At 42.1% G+C, this 19,481-nt stretch carries 19 protein-coding genes; 16 read left to right on the top strand and 3 right to left on the bottom strand.

Annotated elements, in window-relative coordinates; genetic code table 11:
• Positions 1–60: 60 nt before the first annotated feature.
• The 10 genes from pilM (at position 61) to RM556_RS09385 (ending at position 11,418) form a co-directional block, all read left to right on the top strand.
• The gene (pilM, locus tag RM556_RS09430) at positions 61–1,125 is read left to right on the top strand and encodes a type IV pilus assembly protein PilM (protein ID WP_311361104.1); all 1,065 of its coding nucleotides are present in this window, start codon (positions 61–63) and stop codon (positions 1,123–1,125) included.
• Positions 1,113–1,712, top strand: coding sequence for a PilN domain-containing protein (locus RM556_RS09425; RefSeq protein ID WP_311361103.1), 600 nt, complete (start codon positions 1,113–1,115; stop codon positions 1,710–1,712). The genes pilM and RM556_RS09425 overlap by 13 nt, the downstream gene beginning before the upstream one ends.
• On the top strand, positions 1,712–2,335 hold the full coding sequence (locus RM556_RS09420; protein ID WP_311361102.1) for a type 4a pilus biogenesis protein PilO: 624 nt from the start codon (positions 1,712–1,714) through the stop codon (positions 2,333–2,335). Before RM556_RS09425 ends, RM556_RS09420 begins: the two co-directional genes overlap by 1 nt.
• Positions 2,332–2,874, top strand: a complete 543-nt coding sequence (locus RM556_RS09415; protein ID WP_311361101.1) for a pilus assembly protein PilP — start codon at positions 2,332–2,334, stop codon at positions 2,872–2,874. The genes RM556_RS09420 and RM556_RS09415 overlap by 4 nt, the downstream gene beginning before the upstream one ends.
• Positions 2,867–4,630, top strand: coding sequence for a type IV pilus secretin PilQ family protein (locus RM556_RS09410; RefSeq protein WP_311361100.1), 1,764 nt, complete (start codon positions 2,867–2,869; stop codon positions 4,628–4,630). The genes RM556_RS09415 and RM556_RS09410 overlap by 8 nt, the downstream gene beginning before the upstream one ends.
• 290 nt (positions 4,631–4,920) lie before the next feature.
• On the top strand, positions 4,921–5,436 hold the full coding sequence (aroK, locus tag RM556_RS09405) for a shikimate kinase AroK (RefSeq protein ID WP_311361099.1): 516 nt from the start codon (positions 4,921–4,923) through the stop codon (positions 5,434–5,436).
• Positions 5,437–5,476: 40 nt separating this feature from the next.
• Positions 5,477–6,550: a 3-dehydroquinate synthase gene (gene aroB, locus RM556_RS09400; protein ID WP_311361098.1), complete on the top strand. Its 1,074-nt coding sequence runs from the start codon at positions 5,477–5,479 to the stop codon at positions 6,548–6,550.
• 31 nt (positions 6,551–6,581) lie between these two features.
• The gene (locus RM556_RS09395) at positions 6,582–8,024 is read left to right on the top strand and encodes a DamX-like protein (RefSeq protein WP_311374448.1); all 1,443 of its coding nucleotides are present in this window, start codon (positions 6,582–6,584) and stop codon (positions 8,022–8,024) included.
• 62 nt (positions 8,025–8,086) lie between these two features.
• Complete coding sequence (locus RM556_RS09390) at positions 8,087–8,914, top strand: Dam family site-specific DNA-(adenine-N6)-methyltransferase (protein WP_311361096.1); 828 nt, start codon at positions 8,087–8,089, stop codon at positions 8,912–8,914.
• 101 nt (positions 8,915–9,015) lie between these two features.
• Positions 9,016–11,418, top strand: coding sequence for a bifunctional diguanylate cyclase/phosphodiesterase (locus RM556_RS09385; RefSeq protein ID WP_311374447.1), 2,403 nt, complete (start codon positions 9,016–9,018; stop codon positions 11,416–11,418).
• A 23-nt stretch (positions 11,419–11,441) separates the two neighbouring features.
• Here the strand turns inward: RM556_RS09385 and RM556_RS09380 are convergent, their stop codons facing one another.
• The 3 genes from RM556_RS09380 to RM556_RS09370 all read right to left on the bottom strand — a co-directional run bounded on the left by RM556_RS09380 (position 11,442) and on the right by RM556_RS09370 (position 12,857).
• Positions 11,442–11,612, bottom strand: coding sequence for a DUF2970 domain-containing protein (locus RM556_RS09380; protein ID WP_311361355.1), 171 nt, complete (start codon positions 11,610–11,612; stop codon positions 11,442–11,444).
• A 93-nt stretch (positions 11,613–11,705) separates the two neighbouring features.
• Entirely contained in the window at positions 11,706–12,020 is a 315-nt protein-coding gene (locus RM556_RS09375) for a hypothetical protein (protein WP_311361094.1), read from the bottom strand.
• A gap of 195 nt (positions 12,021–12,215) precedes the next feature.
• Positions 12,216–12,857 carry a TorF family putative porin gene (locus RM556_RS09370; RefSeq protein ID WP_311361093.1) on the bottom strand — a complete coding sequence of 214 codons (642 nt, stop codon included), beginning with the start codon at positions 12,855–12,857 and terminating at the stop codon, positions 12,216–12,218.
• Positions 12,858–13,179: 322 nt separating this feature from the next.
• Between RM556_RS09370 and rpe the strand changes: the two genes are divergently transcribed.
• The 6 genes from rpe (at position 13,180) to astA (ending at position 19,479) form a co-directional block, all read left to right on the top strand.
• The gene (gene rpe / locus RM556_RS09365; protein WP_311361092.1) at positions 13,180–13,857 is read left to right on the top strand and encodes a ribulose-phosphate 3-epimerase; all 678 of its coding nucleotides are present in this window, start codon (positions 13,180–13,182) and stop codon (positions 13,855–13,857) included.
• A gap of 64 nt (positions 13,858–13,921) precedes the next feature.
• A complete protein-coding gene (trpS, locus tag RM556_RS09360; protein ID WP_311361091.1) occupies positions 13,922–14,929 on the top strand; it encodes a tryptophan--tRNA ligase in 1,008 nt (335 codons plus the stop codon).
• A 14-nt stretch (positions 14,930–14,943) separates the two neighbouring features.
• Positions 14,944–15,546 carry an aminodeoxychorismate/anthranilate synthase component II gene (locus RM556_RS09355; protein ID WP_311374446.1) on the top strand — a complete coding sequence of 201 codons (603 nt, stop codon included), beginning with the start codon at positions 14,944–14,946 and terminating at the stop codon, positions 15,544–15,546.
• Between the two features lie 25 nt (positions 15,547–15,571).
• Positions 15,572–16,786 carry an HDOD domain-containing protein gene (locus tag RM556_RS09350; protein ID WP_311361089.1) on the top strand — a complete coding sequence of 405 codons (1,215 nt, stop codon included), beginning with the start codon at positions 15,572–15,574 and terminating at the stop codon, positions 16,784–16,786.
• Positions 16,787–17,199: 413 nt separating this feature from the next.
• Complete coding sequence (locus RM556_RS09345) at positions 17,200–18,405, top strand: aspartate aminotransferase family protein (RefSeq protein WP_311374445.1); 1,206 nt, start codon at positions 17,200–17,202, stop codon at positions 18,403–18,405.
• A 39-nt stretch (positions 18,406–18,444) separates the two neighbouring features.
• A complete protein-coding gene (astA, locus tag RM556_RS09340; RefSeq protein ID WP_311361087.1) occupies positions 18,445–19,479 on the top strand; it encodes an arginine N-succinyltransferase in 1,035 nt (344 codons plus the stop codon).
• The last annotated feature ends 2 nt before the right edge of the window (positions 19,480–19,481 follow it).

Raw genomic sequence — 19,481 nt, 5'->3', positions numbered from 1 at the left:
TTAAAAATTTCAGTATTATTTGTACCTATGATACTAGAACTACGACAGAGCTACTATTGAATGAAATCGCTTTTTAAGAAAAAAGCCCAAAGTATTATCGGGTTAGACATCGGAACAAAATATATCAAGGCGGTATGCCTAGATGTTAACGGTTCTGTAACTAAAGTAAATGCTTTCGCTTGCGAACCAATCGTAGGGTCCGCCTTTAATGAGCGAGAAATCAAGGATTTCGATGCAGTAAGCAAAGCACTTAAGAAAATCAAGCTTAATTTGAAGACAAAAAACAAGAATGTCGCGATAGCCGTTGCTGGCGCATCAGTCTTAAGTAAGGTTGTCTTTATGGATCCAAACCAAACTGACTTCGAATTAGAGAGTCAAATTGAAATTGAAGCAGATAGCTTAATTCCATACCCGTTGGAAGAAGTATACCTTGATTTCGAAGAGTTAGGTGAAAGTAAGTTGCACAGCGGCAAAGTAGAAGTGTTGCTAAGCGCTGCTCACAAAGACATGGTCGATAGCCGTATCACCTTAGTTCGCGAAGCACCTTATGAGCCAGTCGTGATGGATATCGAAGGTTACGCCCTTGGTAACTCTTTAGTTAACTTCGCTACACATCGCAAAGATCGCCCTACTTGCTGCATTAATGTTGGTGCAAGTTTGTTGCAGGTTTGTTTTGTGGAAGATGGCGAAGTTATATATAGCAAAGAGCATAACTTCGGCATGAATAAATTTGTTCAAGATTTGGCTGTGATTCATTCCTTGGATATTCAAGAAGTTGAGAGCCAAATATCCGATGGAACTGCACCAGAGTCTTGGTTCCGTGACACTTTACCGATGTTTTTATCTGCGCTTCAGCAACAAATTCAGCGCGCATTACAAATGTATGCATCAACTACTCACAAAGCACAACCTGAAAAAGTATTATTAGCAGGGGGTGCAGGTGTCTTGCCTTCTGTAGTTGAGGAATTGACAAAAGACCTTGGTATTGAAGTAGAAGCCTTTAATCCGTTTTCCAACTTAACGATGGGTGACAGTGTTGATGCAGAAAGGCTCAACAAATATGCACCTCAGTTAGCGATTGCGATGGGTTTAGCAAGTAGGAGTTATTCGCAATGGCACATGTAAACTTATTACCTTGGCGTGAAGCTCAACGTCAGCGCCACAAAAAACAATACATTGGCTCTTTAGTCGTGATCTCTATCATTGTATTGGCTATTTTTTGGATGTTGAGTGAAGTAATTCAGCAACAAATCAGAAACCAAAACTCAAGAAACAACTATTTAACACAACAAATCGAAGTGTTAGATCGCCAAATTGAGCGCATCAAAGATATTCGAGATACCAAAAGTGAGATTGCACAGCGCATGGCGCTTATTGAGCAACTTCAGGTGAGCAAAAATGTATCACCTATCGTGTTCGACGAGTTAGCGCGCATCGTTCCTGCTGGCGTTTCTTTTGAGAAGCTATCACGCAACGGCAATGTCATTGAAATCATTGGTATCAGTGAGTCAAACAACCGTTTGTCTTCATTTATGAGAAACCTAGAACAATCAGAAGTATTCACCAGCGGTGTCTTATCTTCAATCACAGCTGACGTAAGCACCACAAATGCAGTCAGCGATTTTAAACTCACATTTTCTATTACTCCTAAGGTCGCTCCGGTTGAGGTGGTTGAAACGGATGAGAAGTCGAAGAAGAAGGGGAATCGATAATGGCTTTTGATTTTTCTAAACTAAAGGAAATCAACGAGTTAGATTTCGAACAAGTGGCTATTTGGCCAAAAGAAATCAAGACTGTTGTAGCTATCTTCTGTGTCATTGTTGTCGGTGCTATTTGCTACTACGCAATCATCAGCAGCAAGTTGCCTATGTTGGATGCAGCAAAGATGAAAGAGGAAGAGTTGCGTGGCACCTTCGAATCTAAATATCGTATTGCGGTCAATCTATCTGCATATGAAGAACAGTTAGTGAGAATTCAAGAAGACTTTTCTTCAATGTTGAAAACCTTACCAACTAGCAACGAAACACCAGGGCTTCTTGACGACATTACTTACGTAGGTACTGATGCGGGACTTTCTTTTAAAGTACTGAATTGGCAAAAAGAAAATCCTAAAGAGTTTTACACTGAATTGCCGATACAGTTAGAAGTAGCAGGCACCTATCATGAGTTTGGTATGTTTACATCGAATGTTGCAAATCTACCTCGTATAGTGACTTTGCATGACTTCGACATTACGTCCAAAAACGGTCAATTAAGTCTGAAAATGCAAGCCAGAACTTACCGAGCACAAGCTTCGCAAGCCGATTCTGGCAAGAAAAAAGGGGGTGACAAATGAAAAAATCACTCGTGCTTTTATTGTCTGCAAGCTTAGCTGCGTGTAGTGCACAAATCGAAGATTTAGTGGCTTACACCGATAGTGTGAAAGCTAATACAAACGTGAGCATTGAAGAGTACCCAGAGTTTGTTCAGCTGGAGCCGGTTGATTACGGCGCAGTTGATTTACGAAGCCCTTTTCAACGCCTACTGCAAAGAAACGAATCGGCACAAACAGTTGAAGTGCAAACCGCAAACTGTGCCCAGCCGAATCGTCAACGCCCTAAGCAGAAGCTAGAAGCTTACGGTATTGATGCACTTCAAATGACTGGTGTCTTTACGATTAACGGTCAAAAGTGGGTTCTAATCAAAGCCAATGATGGCAGTTTACATAAGGCGAAAAAAGGCCAATACCTTGGTTTGTTTTTCGGCAAAATTATTAACATAACGGATAAAGAAGTGGTTATTGAAGAAATGTTACCTGACGGTGCTGGTTGTTGGAAAACGAAAACAGCAACATTAACCATGTCATCAATAACTGGGGAAAATGATAATGTCTGATAAATATATTTTCAACAAGAGACTAAACAGCAACAAACCAAGTTGGTTATTGGTTCTAGCGCTTGTTTTAGCCATTGTCAGCTTGGGTGCTGTAGCTCAAGAGCCTGCTAAATTAGTCGATTTAGTTGACCCTGACGGAGAAACGCAGGTAGCGAACACTGCGACTTTATCCAAGATTGATTTCAATCGTTCAGCTACCACAGGTAATGTGATTATCGGGTTTGATGGCAACTCACCTTCAGTGAACGTGGTTGAAGCAAAAGGAAAAGTCACTTTGACTATGAAAGGTACAGCGCTTGCTGAAGACCAATATGTTGAAGTTGATGTAAGCCAATTCGGCACAGCAGTGAGTAGCATTGAAACTTTCCAAGAAGAAGATACAGCGAAAGTTGAAATCAAGTACTCTGGTGTTGTAAAAGTGAAGAAAATGGAAGATGGCAACGATGTTGTTATTGCTATCACCCCACTTAGCAAAGAAGAAGTTGCTCAGGCTAAAGAAACTGTATACGAAGGTAAGCCGATTTCTTTAGACTTCCAAGATGTTCCAGTACGTCAAGTGCTACAAATCATCGCTCAAGTAAATGGCTTTAACTTGGTAACGACAGATACTGTCAACGGCAATGTGACCATCAGCTTGTCTGGCGTTCCGTGGGACCAAGCACTTGATATGATCTTAAAGATTCGCGGTTTGGACAAACGATTAGAAGGTAACATCTTGTTAATTGCGCCAACTGAAGAGTTAACAGCGAGAGAGACGCAGCAGCTTCAATCAAAGCAACAAGTTCAGAACTTGGCGGAACTCAAGTCTGCAAATGTAGAAATCAACTATGCAAAAGCGGATGAAATCGCAGTTATTTTGAAGTCGACTGACGGTGGTATTCTGTCACAACGCGGCAACGTTACTGTAGATACAAGAACAAATACCTTGCTGATTCGTGATACACAAGAAAGCATAGATGAAGCCCGTCGCGTTATAGAAGCGCTAGATATTCCAGTGAAGCAAGTGTTAATAGAGTCTCGTATGGTGACTGTTCGTGACAATGTTGATGAACAGCTAGGTGTGCGCTGGGGATTCACTGGTGCGGGTGGCAGCAACACGTCTACATCAGGTTCAATTGTTGGTGCTGATACTGCTGGCCAGGGTATTGTTCCTGATATCGGTGACCGTTTGAACGTGAACCTTCCGGTATCAAGTGCTGCGGGTGCTATTGGCTTCCAGATCGCTGACCTTATTGATGGCAACATCTTGGACTTAGAATTGAGTGCACTTGAATCTGAAAATAAAGGTGAAATTATTGCTAGCCCACGTATAACAGTGGCTAACCAGCAAGAAGCCTACATCGAGCAGGGTACAGAAATTCCGTTCGTCCAAGCAACATCAAGTGGTGCAACGTCGGTAACCTTCAAAAAAGCAGTGCTTAGCTTGAAAGTAACGCCACATATCACTCCAGACAACCGAATTATTCTTAATTTAGTTGTGACGCAAGATACTCGAGGTGATACTGTATCGACATCAACGGGTCCTGCCGTTGCAATCGACACGCAAGAAATTAGTACGCAAGTGCTAGTAGAAAATGGTGCAACGATTGTATTAGGTGGTATTTTCCAACAAGTGAGTACTAACGACGTATCAAAAGTACCTCTACTTGGTGACTTACCATTCGTAGGTAACTTGTTTAAGTCGACCACTGCGATTGAACAAAAGCGTGAATTGCTCATCTTCGTAACACCTAAAATTATTGAAGAATCATTCTAATTTGCAGGTGTAAATTAAGCGCTGAAATATTGTGAGAAAAGAGTGACCATACTGTGGTCGCTCTTTTCGTTTTTTAATCCACACTATTTTACATTTCTTATTCATAAGAAAGCTTGCATAACAGGTGGTAACATTGAGATAATCGATTTATAGATTTTCCAGTGAGGAAATTATCCGTTCGCATTGACGAAAAAAATAGATACTCTCGTCAGTGTGGTAGTTCAAGTTGGCACATTCAGTTTCACCATTGCCAACTTCAATCATATACTAAGAATGTGAATTAATCAGACATGGCTGAAAAACGTAACATATTTCTTGTGGGCCCAATGGGTGCCGGCAAGAGTACTATTGGTAGACATCTCGCAGACGAACTTCACCTCGACTTTTTCGATTCAGACCAAGAAATTGAACGACGCACCGGCGCAGACATTGCGTGGATTTTTGATTTAGAAGGTGAAGACGGTTTTAGGAAACGAGAAGAAGATATTATTAATGACCTCACCGACAAGCAGGGTATTGTGCTTGCAACAGGTGGCGGCTCTATCGTTTCAAAAACAGTCAGAAATCGTTTATCTGCCCGAGGGATCGTAGTGTACCTACAAACTACGATAGATAAACAAGTCGCCAGAACGCAGCGTGATAAGCGTCGCCCACTGCTTCAAAACAACGATCCAGAACAGGTTTTAAGAGATCTAGCAGACGAAAGAAATCCGCTTTACACTGAAGTCGCTGATTACGTTGTTGAAACCGATGATCAGAGCGCACGCGCAGTGGCCAACCAGATAATTGGCAAAATTGGTTTGTAAACCCTCTCACGCAATTAAAAATAAGGAAGGAAGCCTCGTTATGCCCACATTAAACCTTGATCTGGGAGAGCGTAGCTACCCTATCTACATTGAAACCGGACTGTTTACGCAGCCCGGTTTTTTGCTGTCAGCGATCAGTGGAAAGCATTGCGCTGTCGTCACTAACGAAACCGTCGCTTCGCTGTACCTTGATACCGTGAAAAAACCGCTTCTTGATGCCGATATCAAATGTATCGATATTATTCTGCCTGATGGTGAGCAATACAAAACACTCGCGTATTTCGAAAAAGTGCTCAGTGCTTTACTTGAAAATGGTGCAGCACGGGACACCACCCTAATTGCATTAGGTGGCGGTGTGATCGGCGACATGGGTGGATTTGCTGCAGCATGCTATCAACGCGGTATCCCATTCGTGCAAGTACCTACAACACTACTTTCACAGGTAGACTCATCTGTAGGCGGCAAAACAGCGGTCAACCATCCCCTTGGTAAAAATATGATAGGGGCGTTCTACCAGCCTAAAGCGGTGTTTATCGATACTAACTCCTTGGTTACTTTACCTGAGAGGGAGTTTTCTGCTGGTATGGCGGAAGTCATCAAATACGGCATTATGTACGATGCCGCGTTTTTTGTTTGGTTGGAACAGAATGTCGCTTTGCTCAGAAATCGCGATGCAGATGCCTTGAGACACGCTATTACCTGCTGCTGCAAAATTAAAGCTGAAGTTGTGAATCTAGATGAAAAAGAGCATGGCGTGCGAGCTTTGCTAAACTTAGGGCATACTTTTGGTCACGCCATAGAAGCAGAAAAAGGCTATGGGAATTGGTTACATGGTGAAGCGGTCGCTGCTGGTATGGTTCAAGCAGCACAATTAGCTCGAATGCGTCAGTGGATATCGCATGAAGATCTGACACGTATTAGTACATTGATTTCTCGATTCGACTTACCCGTTAGCGGTCCGCTTGAAATGACTGCCGAAACCTACATTAAGCACATGAAGCACGACAAAAAAGTGTTATCTGGTACTATGCGGTTTATTGTACCCAATGCGATTGGTCACGCTTTAGTGGTTGATGATGTTAGCAGCGAAGAGCTACAAGCCTTACTCGGATAAGCACTTGCACCCAACAAGGAGATGAAGATAGTTGTCTGAGCTTCAAGATAGGTTGAAACACCTGGTGAATTATTCATCGCAGCTCATTTTTGTGAGCGGGGATACTATTGCTCAGCAACAGCGTTCACTGGAGGATTTCCTTTCCCTACAGCAAGAAAACACAGAAATTTCCTACTTTACTGCAGAACTTTCGATGGAATCTGCCGACCTGCGCCGTATTATTTGCAGACAATTATTAGGCCAAAAAGTAGGGAGTTTTGTTCGTCCGCTTAAAGAGTTACTCAAAGGACTTGTCGACCAACCTGGTCCTTTTCTTTTGTGTATCAAACAATCCCAAATGCTACCAAATGACTTTTTACAAGAGTTATGGGAATGGGTCATAGAAAGTAAGGCTGTATCATCAGACCATCATGTAAACGTCATTTTATTTGGCGAAACTGCATGGGCAGAGAAAGCGAAAAAGTGGCTTCCTAAGAAAAACAGCTCTCGCCCAGTGCTACTCAGTTCAGAGTCTATAGATACCACCACGTTTGATAAAAACGCATTGGAAGGCTTAATGGCTGAAAGTAAGCGGCCACTATCATTACGATTTATGGATGATGAAGACCCTGTTCCCTTGGTAACAAAGAAATGGTTTATCAGTTCCGTCTTAGCGTTATTGCTGCTTGTATTTATTGGTATTATGGCCTGGCAATATCCACAACAGATCAAACATCTCCTAAAAACCGGAGAGCTACCAAGAGAAGAGTCAATTGTCGCTGATGAACTCGCAGAAATAAACCAAGTATTAGATCAAAAGCTTCGGCTTGATGAGACTGAGGCCGAACCAGCAATGCCGCAGACGAAAGTTGAAACCGAGGCGCTAATACCCGAGGACCCAATTGATACGGAAACCCCGATTGAGTTGGTGACCTCTTGGCAAGACGCGAAAGAAGCGAGTGAAGAGAAAGTCGCTGATTTAAAACAAAAAATTGACGAAGAAAACCGCCAACAGGCAGAACAAGCTAAGGCAACTGAATCGCAGCAGCCAGATCAATCCGTTGCTGAAGAAGGCGATTTTGCGGTGCCTGATATCATCAGCGTAGAGCAACTCGATCAACAACTTGGTGACTCTTTGCTCGATGCTGAAGACAAAATAGACGACACCGATACACCAGAACAAGGACCAAACTACGAGTTTGATGAGTCAATGTTATTGTCGTTAGAAGAACCCGGCGTTCTGTTGCAATTATCGGGCATCCAAAACCGCAGTGTTTTAAATGAATTTATCACTGACAATAACTTGGAAAATAAAGTTTGGGTCTACCAAACAACACGCTATGGCGGAGCATGGCATGTGGTTGTATTGAATCAACGATTTGATTCCTTAAATGACGCTCGTGCCGCGGTTTCGGGTTTATCACAAAACATCCAGGATACTGAGCCGTTTGCAAAGGACCTCAGCCAAATCAAACTAGAAATAATTCAACGGTAAGCCTTGAATTCTGATAATGTAGCGACCAATGTTGCTTAGATAAAATATGCTGAATAGTCGCTGTGCAGAAAAATATAAAAAATAGAGCCTTTTTAAAATGGGCCGGCGGAAAGTACACTCTCCTTGATAAAATACTGCCACATCTTCCATCTTCATCGATGTACATCGAGCCATTCTTTGGTGCGGGCTCAGTTGCGCTTAATGCCGATTATGATAAGTATCAACTGAACGACATTAACACCGATTTGGTTAATCTTTACCGCATAGTGCAAACCGAGCCAGAGCGCTTCTTACTTGCTCTAACTCCCCTTTTCACACCTGAAACTAATAATGCTGACTTTTATTATCAAAAACGTAAAGAGTTTAACCTCGAGCGCGATTTGTTCAGCCGCGCCATCCTCTTCGTCTATTTGAATCGACATGGATACAATGGTTTATGTCGCTATAATAGTAGCGGTGGCTTTAACGTGCCTTTCGGACGATACGTAAAACCCAAACTTCCGGTTAAAGAGATACAACATTTCGCTAAACGATTCGAAAACGCAGAATTTACTAATCATGACTATCGCAAAGTGATCAGCGAGGCGCCAAAGCATGCGGTCGTCTATTGTGATCCGCCCTATATCCCAATCAGCAAAACGGCGTCATTCACGCAATATGCTAGTGCAGGGTTTAGTTTGGAAGATCAAAGAGAGCTCGCCTTAACTGCTCAGAAGTACGTTCAGGAAAAACAACTTACCGTGGTTATCAGTAACCACGATACCTCACTCTCTCGTGAATTCTATCAAGGCGCTAAAATTAAGAGTTTTCAAGCTAAGCGCTTTATCAGTCAAAATGCACTAACGAGAAAGCCTGTAAAAGAGCTCATTGCCATATTTGCACCCAAATAAAAGGCATAGCTCATCAAATTGTAGTTTCAGCTTCAACCCCTTCCGCTTTTGCCGTACACTTAGCGCTCACTCAGTATATAAAATCATCAGACAAGACCAACATGATACGAATTCGCGGCCTACTGTCGAAAACACTTTTACTCGTAACTATTGTCGCGATCGTTTCTTTAGCTGCCTCTTATGGCTTCGTAACCGCCCAACAAAGTAAGCGATTTGAAGCGCAAATTGAGGAAGTACAGTACGGGCATCTTAGAGTTTCTCATCTGCTCTTTGAGCAACAGTTAGAAGAACTCAGACTGCATGCTGAAGAGCTGATAAACCTGAGTACGCTCAGTCGTAAAACACCTGAAGAAGGTAAACTCTATTTCCAAGAAATTTGGAGCCGCTTGCAAACGAGCTACTCGCTTTCTTCTTTGTCCCTCAGCGATGGTGATACTCGATATCAATTTGGCAGTTTCCCAAGCAAATACATTGAAAGCATGCAAAAGGAAACGATACGCACAGGAAACGCGCAATCAGCTATTGTTTGTCATCTTGAGTGTGAATTATCTACCTCAGTACCCATCACATTTAACCGCAGTACTTGGACACTCACATTAATTGCTGATTTGGCACAATCGGTCGAGTTTCTCAATTTGATAACTGGTAGTAACGTAGGGATCTTAGCTCCTTCTGAAGCGCCTGTTACCAGCGAAACTTCGTTTAAACGTTATATTACCGAAATTATCACCGGCGCAGGTGAGCTGGAACCTCTGTTAAATACAGAACTCAGCGAGTCACAGTTTGAACAATTAGAAAATAGTGGTTTGAGGCTAAACGTTAATAATAGCGAATACTTTGTCTGGTTTGAGCAAATAGATAGTATCGCCTATCCATTTAATGTCATGTTTATCCGTGAAATTAGCGACCTTATAAATCAACAAACAGCTCAAAAGCAACAAGTCATATTGATTTTTGTCACCGTGACCTTGGGGATACTATTAACGCTAATAACCTTTTCTATTATTCCTATTTCTCAGATCAATAAACTTCGACGTGCAATTTCCTTGATCGCAAGCAAAGAGTACAACACCGCTAGATATCGTTTAGGTCAAAGAAAGGACCGCCGCTTCAACGATGAGCTATATGATCTGGAAGATGAGTTTCGCAATGCTATTGATATGCTAGAGAGCTATGAGCATGAATTAGATGTGTCCCAGAAACGCTTGGTTAGACAAGCCACTATCGACAGCACCACAGGCTTATACACGCGTAATGTGTTGGTTGACGACTTACAAGTTATCGGCAAGAAAAATACAGCTCACAATGTGGCTATTTTCTTCTTAGATCTTGATGGCTTCAAACCAGTAAATGATAACTTAGGCCATGAAGCTGGCGACATCATGCTGAAAAAGATTGGTTATCGTTTGAAAGGAGTATCGAATAAATTCATTAAGGTCTACCGGATTGGGGGTGATGAGTTTGTTATCTGCTACACTAATTATGATGCTAAGGATGCATTGCTTGAAATGGCTGAATCGGTTGTCCAACTATTCGCCGCACCATTTCATATTTATGAGACCAATATCACTATTAGCGCGAGTATTGGTATTGCTACTCAAGACGCAAGCTCAATTGATGCTGATAAGTTGCTTCGCTATGGTGATATCGCGATGTATCAAGCAAAAGAAGAAGGTAAAAATCGCTTTAAGTTCTTCGATGAATCGATGGAAGAAAAAGCACAATTACGCTTTACGATCAAAAATGACTTCGCTAACTCTCTTGCCGAAAATCAATTATTTTTAGTCTATCAACCAATAGTTGATAGCAGCTCTCGCAAAGTGACGAAGCTTGAGGCTCTCTGTCGATGGCAACACCCAGAACTAGGATTCATTCCTCCACCTACCTTCATAGATGTATTAGAAGAAAGCGAAAACATGAACAGGCTGTTTGAATGGATCGTGCAATCAGTTATTAGAGAAGTTGCTTTCTTAGATGAGATACAACGAGATGATATTATTATTTCTGTAAATTTAAGCTCATCTCAACTGGTGAATGACCGCGCAATTGAATTTTTGAAAGAAGAGTTAGAAAGATGCCGAATCAATCCAAATCGTATTGAGCTGGAAATAACCGAGACCACTTTAATCACCAATTTTCAACAAGCAAAGTTTTGGATTGAGTACGCTACTGACCTTGGCTTTAGAGTAGCCATCGACGATTTTGGTGCAGGCTATTCATCCTTATCCTATCTTACAGCGTTTAATTACAACACGGTGAAGTTAGACCGCTCTTTGTTAGACAAAATAGATGTCGATGAACGTCAACAAAGGATTGTAGGATCGCTAACACAAATGATACATAGTTTGTCTGTACCGATTGTTGCTGAGGGCGCTGAAACAGAAGCACAATTTGAAGAATTGCGTAAATTGGGTTGCGACTATATTCAAGGCTATCTTATCTCTAAACCCATTAAACACGACGACTTAGTGATTTTTTTACAGAATGAATCCGATAGGGCCTAAAATTGGGTAGGCATAAATTATGTTTACGTTAAAAAGTTCACTAGTACAATTAATGAGACCACAAACAAAACAACTATCACAATACCTGTGATGATATAGGGCAAGGCTGAACGTTCAGCAAAATCATTTTCATAATTTTGTTGCGACTGTACGCCTAACATACTAGCCAATACGCTCTTAATAACACCAAACATCTTTTTCAATATCCATCTCCTAAACCCAAGCAACAGCGGTTTGCCAAGCAATGTGTGCAAAACATAGTGACTGTCTTAAGAGTAGCGCAGAAATTAAGAGCGTGAAAGCAGCTCAAGTAAATCAAGGTAATGAAGTTGAGTCGAATCCGATCGATTCATTAGCCAAGCGACCCAACTGAGTTGTTTTTCAATTGTAGTACACTCAATGAAATTACTTGTAATCGCGCTTGTGGAGATTTCAGAAGTATTACCGTTCGGAAGCTCTTGTGCCGTGTATTCATGCATTAAACATGGCACTTTGGCTGAGTGGGCGTGAGTCATTGACAAATAAAAGCAAAACACGATACCGAGCACGGCAGCAATGCTTTTTACTTTTGCTATTTTGTCAAATTGACGAGGTTGACTCATGTTCTTCCCTAGCTGACCGGCGTAAAACCATCATTGAAGTTAATGATGAGAGTAATAGACCGATGCTATCGGTTAATATTTGCACTAAGTATAGCGCAAAAATTTGACTCTACAATATTAAAATTTTGTCATAAAAAAACTCCCGTATGCAAATTAACACACGAGAGCTTTTATTCAGCTAAGTCAGTCTTTAGCTTATAGCTCGAATGACTTGCTGATAGAAAAGTATAGTGACTCGCTGTCATCTAAGTCTGATCCGCTGATCACAAGACCAACACCAACATCGAATCCACCAATTTCAGTGCCATATGCGATTTCGCCATACTCACCTTCAGCATCTTGACCGTAAGATCCGATAGTCGCAGACCAACCACCGCTTTCAAGGCCAAGTGTAATTAGAGAGTAATCACCTTCTGTTGCGTCTTCATTACCAACGACACCGTCCCATTTACCTTGAACGTAACCAACAGAGAACAAACCAAAACCAGCTCCTAGACCAATTTCGTTGTATGCGCTATCGAAGTCGCCTGTGTACTGATAAGTGGTAAAGTTGGCATCTAAAGTAATGCCGCTTTCAAGCTCAACACCGTAACCTGCATAAAGGTCGACTTCCAAACCGTCTTCAACTTCCGCAGTCCACGCACCAGCGTAAAAACCAGTTGAACCAGCATAATCAATACCAGCACTTGTTGATGCTGATTCTGTTTGTTGAATACCACGGAAGTGATAATCAGACACAACACCAATATTTGCCGACCATTCCGCCATTGCAGAATGACTCGCCAAGGTGCTTGCTAAAAGTGTAGCTGCCAAAGCAGTGCGTTTAAATGTTCTCATGTGAGTTCTCCATAAAGTTTTTATATTTTTTCGCGATTTTATAATCGTCTTATTATGAATAGGTGAAGTAGCTGCCATTACTCATTTAACAGCAAAACTGATGCCGAAATAAAAAAACCAGCCTAAAAACTCATAAGAACATGATTTAATTACACTTTAGTAGATTTAATAATATGTATTCAAAAATAATATCGGCGGCAAAAAAGGAAAGGTGAGGAATTTTGCCCCAATTTGATGCAAGCTCACCATTAATGGGCAGTAACATGGCTTTTGTCCACTCGAAAAGTTAGGTAAACTACGTATTTTACAGGGAACTCACTCAATGCACGCACCACTCATCGCGCCATCTATACTATCCGCTGATTTTGCTCGCCTCGGCGAGGAAGTTGAAAATGTGCTTTTAGCTGGTGCAGATGTTATCCATTTCGATGTTATGGATAATCATTACGTGCCCAACCTCAGTTTCGGCCCGATGATTTGCCAAGCATTACGAAACCATGGAATAAGCGCAGACATTGATGTGCACTTGATGGTGCAACCAGTAGATAGCATGATAGAGGCCTTTGCTAAAGCTGGGGCCAGCATGATTAGCTTTCACCCCGAAGCAAGCTTGCATCTTGATCGTAGTATTCAATTGATAAAAGATGCCGGTTGCAAAGCCGGTCTCGCCTTAAACCCGGGAACGCCGCTGCATGTACTTGATTGTGTGTTAGACAAGCTCGACTATGTGCTACTAATGTCAGTTAACCCAGGTTTCGGTGGGCAATCATTTATAGACTCGACTCTGGCGAAAATTCAACAACTCAAGCAACGTATTGACCAGGCTGGTCTGAATACTAGAATCGAAGTCGATGGCGGCATAAAAACAGACAATATTGGCGATGTGCGAGCAGCAGGTGCAGACATGTTTGTAGCTGGGTCTGCCATTTTTAATTCCGATGACTACGCTGGTACTATCAGCAAAATGAAAAACGCAATGAAACAAGCGACAAGCGACTAACATGCGCATTCACACACTTTTGTAAATTAAGTAATAACCTCTACTATCAGGAAAGAAAGAAAACATGAGTTCATCCAAACCAATCGTTTTAAGTGGTTGCCAACCATCTGGCCAACTAACCATGGGAAATTACATGGGAGCATTACGCCAGTGGGTTGATATGCAAGATGACCATGACTGTCTATATATGATCGTAGATTTACACGCGATTACTGTTAGACAAGAGCCGACTGCATTAAAAGAAGCATGTTTAGATGGCCTAGCACTTTACTTAGCGTGTGGTATCGACCCAAATAAAAGCAGTATTTTCATGCAATCGCACGTTCCTGAGCACGCGCAACTCAGTTGGGTACTGAATTGTTACACCCAAATGGGCGAGTTGAATCGCATGACTCAGTTCAAAGATAAATCACAGAAGAATGCATCAAATATTAACGTGGGTCTTTACAGTTATCCTGTATTGCAGGCTGCAGATATTCTTGTGTATCAAGCCAACAGAGTGCCGGTCGGTGAAGATCAAAAACAACATTTAGAACTGACAAGAGACATCGCAACACGATTTAACAATTTATACGGTGACGTTTTTACTATTCCGGACCCCTTCATTCCAGAATCAGGTGCCAGAGTAATGAGTCTGCAAGACCCGATGAAGAAAATGTCTAAGTCAGATGACAACCCGAATAACGTCATTGGATTACTAGAAGATCCAAAGAAACTGACTAAAAAGATTAAAAGAGCAGTGACTGACAGTGATGAAAAAGCACGAATTTATTACGACGTACAAGAAAAACCGGGCGTTTCAAACCTCCTTTCCTTACTATCTTGCACTACCGGTGAGAGTGTCGAATCCTTAGTACCTAAATACGAAGGATTGATGTATGGCCACTTGAAAGGTGATGTCGCAGAGGCTGTAGTGTCTATGCTCGCGCCAATTCAAGAGAACTATGCCCGTATTAGATCTGATCATAACTACCTATCAGAAGTGATGACAAAAAGTGCTGAAAACGCTCGTGCAAAAGCGGCCGTTACATTAGCTAAGGCTTATGCTGCTGTCGGTTTTGTCACCCCTTAAGGATACTGTATTCAGTGAGTAATAATGAGAGTCTTCTACCATCGGTATTGATTATTGATAATTATGACTCCTTTACTTTCAACCTAGCTCGTTATTTTGAGGAGTTAGGTGCGAATGTTAGGGTGATTAAGAACGACGACTTGACCTTAGCAGAAATTAAGCAACTCGCCTTCTCTCATTTGGTTATTTCACCGGGCCCCTGCACCCCAAATGAGTCAGGGGTGTGTTTAGATGCGATTGCTTATTTTGCAGGTAGAAAACCATTACTTGGTGTGTGCTTAGGTCATCAAGCCATCGGACAGGTGTTTGGGGCAAAAGTGATACGCGCAAAAAATATCAAACACGGCAAAACTTCTAGCATACAAATAGTGCAAGATAGTGTTATATTTAAAGGGCTTGAGTCTCCATTTGTTGCTACGCGCTATCATTCATTGATTTTGGAGCACGCGAGTTTGCCAGAGATGTTTGAAATAACTGCAGTTTGTAAAGAAAGTGACGATATAGAGATAATGGGAATTGAACATAAAACACTGCCAGTATACGGCGTTCAGTTTCATCCTGAATCTCTACTAACAACTGCGGGCCATCAAATTTTGAATAACTTTCTGAAACAATAGCTAGAATACGGATGTACAAATAGACATGAAGTTAAGCGTATCTCAACTTGCTGCAACGATGAACAATCGTTTTGAGCACCTCCTCGTCAGTATTGATGAGGCTGTCATCTTGTCTGGTCAAAAAACTGAAAAACAACGTACATACGAAGATTCTGAGCAAGCTGAAGCACGCAGAGAACTGCTTTTTGTCGAAGAAGTCGCGATTAAAAACCGCGAAGAAATGAATCAAAAAAAGAACCTGTTTCTACAACAAGTCGAAGCCGAATTTCATGTTAGCTTAATCAATGATTTAGCGAAAAGTATCCGAGATACCGATTATGTCTTAAAGAAAGTCCTTGGGCTTGACCCTCTCATCGGTAAATTACTTGATGTCTTATATACCGAATCGTGTTCTATATCCCGTCTTGAAGCGATAATTATTCAATTAGATTGGTTAGAACAAGGTTTGATTAAATTCGTCAAGCAACCTAAATATAGACGTGTTGATACACGCGGTAAACCCATCATCATTGAAACACTCAGACAAGCGCTTAGTTTTATCGGGATTGAGAGCTTACGCACACTGCTCCCAGCGTTGATATCAAAACGTGGGTTACCAGCCCGCTCAGAAATGTTCCCAGAACTCGCTAATCATATGTGGGAATACACCTTAGGTTCTGCCAAAGCATGTCGAGCAATTGCCGAAAAGGAAGGTTCAAAGTGGTATTTGGGTTACAACATGGGCATGTTCAGTACAATGGGGCGAAATGCTATAGCAAAGATGTACTTAAAAGCCTTCGATGGCAAACTCCGAGAAAAGGTCATTGAAGCACGTAAGAAGAATAACCCAGTACAAGCGAAGGCCTTAGCAACCCTATTGCCGTCACATAAATACCTCATTACCCTATGGACTAAATACGCCGACCAACTCACTAGTGATTTAGTCGGGCAATTTAAATGCCGTTGGTTAATGATCGGCATTGGTTTTGAAGATTACACTCGCATACAAGAAATTAGCTATCAGTATGTAAAATCAAAGAATCTTCACCCGCTGACAGATCTTCTTTTCCGCTGCCAAGGCTATATGCAGTTCAAAATGATGAAGGCTAATGGCCTCATGTCAAAACAAACTTCGATGCTATATTTACGAAATTTTGGCATTGTGTCTGACGACGTCGTGTTGTTGATGAAAACCAATTTAACAGGCCTTGAAATCAATATTCCGGAACATCACACGCCGCCAAAAGCCTTAACAGAATAAAAACAGCACCTTTATTCATCTTTAACAAGCTCACTTCTCTAGATTGTTAAGAATTATTTTTGAATGCTTATGCCCAGTCTTCTTTTCGAAAAGTAAAACAATAGTCTGAAATTACTGGATAAGTAAGGAAGCTTGTCAATGTCGACAAACCCTCGCGTGTGTACTCTATCATCAAGCAGCCCTTCAACTGATACTTCGATTGGTCACGACATAACACCAAATTGATGCTGTCCTTTGCACATCAAATAAATATGCAATAAAACTGCAAATGCTTGCATACCCCCTATTTTTACTGGCCTCAAAGCAAATTTCTTGCTTACTTTGTGACTATATTCTGGCATACTACTCGGCCAATTCGCTAGTGAGACAAGGTCAACATTAGCGCACAGAATCAACGCAAAGAGGTGTTTTGTATGCAAGTAACTCGCGCAACGTTTAATGATGTAATGGTACCGAACTATAACCCAGCAGAGATGGTGCCCGTTCGAGGCGAAGGTTCTCGAGTATGGGATCAAGAAGGGAAAGAATACATCGACTTTGCAGGAGGAATTGCAGTCAACGTTTTGGGTCATTGTCATCCTGAACTGGTTGAGGTCTTGCAAGAGCAAGGCGCTAAGCTGTGGCATTTAAGTAACGTTTTTACAAATGAACCAGCAATGCGTTTAGCCAAAAAGTTATGTGACGCAACCTTTGCAGACAAAGTATATTTTGCAAACTCTGGTGCTGAAGCCAATGAAGCAGCACTTAAACTCGCTCGCAGATACGCAATCGATCACCATAGCGAAGCAAAAGACCAAATTATTTCGTTTAAGCAGGGCTTCCACGGTCGCACCTTCTTTACCGTGACGGTAGGTGGTCAACCTGCTTACTCCGATGGCTTTGGCCCTAAGCCCGGTGCAGTAGAACATTGTGAGTTCAATAACTTAGAAATGCTGGCCGAAATGATGTCAGAACGCACTTGCGCTGTCATGATGGAGCCACTTCAAGGCGAAGGCGGCATCATCGTACCAGACCCTGCATTCGTAAGAGGTGTTCGTGAGTTATGCGACAAGCACAACGCACTGCTAATTTTTGATGAAGTCCAGTCTGGCGTAGGCCGAACGGGTCACTTATACGCATATATGGGCGTGAATGTTGTTCCTGACATCCTTACTACTGCGAAATCTCTAGGTGGCGGCTTCCCAATTGGCGCAATGCTTACCACAAACGATATCGCTAACAGCTTGAAGCCGGGTACTCATGGCAGTACCTATGGCGGTAACCCGCTGGCTTGTGCTGTTGCCGAAAGAGCGCTTGACGTAGTGAACCAACCAGAAGTATTAGAAGGTGTTCTTAAAAAAGAAGCGCTTTATCGCGAAATTCTTGGGAAAATCAACGACAAGTATCACGTATTCAGTGAAGTTAGAGGCCAAGGTATGCTATTGGGTTGCGCACTGAATGAAGAGTATGCGGGCCGCGCGCGCGACTTTATGGTTGCAGCTAATAGTGAAGGCCTTATGTGCCTTGTTGCTGGCATGAACGTGATTCGTTTTGCACCTTCATTGGTTATTCCTGATGAAGACATTGTTGAAGGCTTAGCTCGGTTTGAACGAGCCGTAGCTGCAGTTGTAGCGGGTTAATCGCGCAACTATACACAGTCTTTTGAGAAGGATACTTCGATGAAAATCATCCGCCCTATCAAAGCCGACGACTATCAAGCTCTGTACGAGATTGCAGAGGAGTCGGGTATTGGCTTTACATCATTGCCGGTGAATGAAGAGTTACTCAAACGAAAAATCAGTCGAGCGATAGATGCTATCGCATCGACACCAACCGTCCCTGGGCCAGAAAGCTATTTGTTCGTAATGGAAGATACGGAAACCGGCCAAGTCGTCGGTACTTCAGGTATCGAGGCAACTGTCGGTTTGGAAGACGCCTTCTATCATTACCATGTGAGCAAGGTAGTGCATGCATCAAGAGAGTTAAATGTGCATAACACCGTGGAAATACTGCACTTTTGCAATGACTATACTGGTGTCAGTGAAATTTGTACCTTATTTCTACGAGAGAATGCACGACAGGGCCTAAATGGCAGATTTTTATCCAAAATGCGCTTTTTATTCATGGCTGAGCATCATGAGCGTTTTGCTGAAATCGTGATTGCTGAAATGCGTGGTATTAGTGATGAAAAAGGTCGCTCACCTTTTTGGGCATGGTTAGAAGAACACTTCTTCTCATTAGACTTCCCAACAGCTGATTATCTTACAGGCATTGGCAAGAAAGGCTTTATAGCAGAATTAATGCCGAAGTATCCCATCTACGTCAACCTACTCAGTAAAGCGGCGCAAGATAGTATCGGCAAGGTACATGACAAAACTAAACCCGCTTTACGTTTATTAGAACAAGAAGGCTTTAAATGTAGAGGCTACGTCGACATTTTTGATGCAGGCCCTACTGTTGAGGCCGACGTTAATCAAGTCGCCACAGTGCAAGCAAGTCGCAAAGCAACGATTGTCATCAACGATAACTTAGCCCAAACCGATGGTGAAACCTGTTTCGCCATTAATACCTCGGTTAAAGACTTTCGCGCATGTATAGCAGAAGTTGCCTATGTTGACGCCAATAAAGTTGCAATAGAAAGACTGACCGCCTCCGCACTAGGCATCAAAGATGGCGATTCAATTCGATTTTCACCCGCAAATACTAAGCATTAGGA

This window comes from Alteromonas sp. W364, from assembly GCF_031846205.1.
GTDB lineage: Bacteria > Pseudomonadota > Gammaproteobacteria > Enterobacterales > Alteromonadaceae > Glaciecola > Glaciecola blandensis.
The sequence above is the reverse complement of the archived record's forward strand: the minus strand, read 5'-3'. Positions and strand labels throughout refer to the sequence as shown.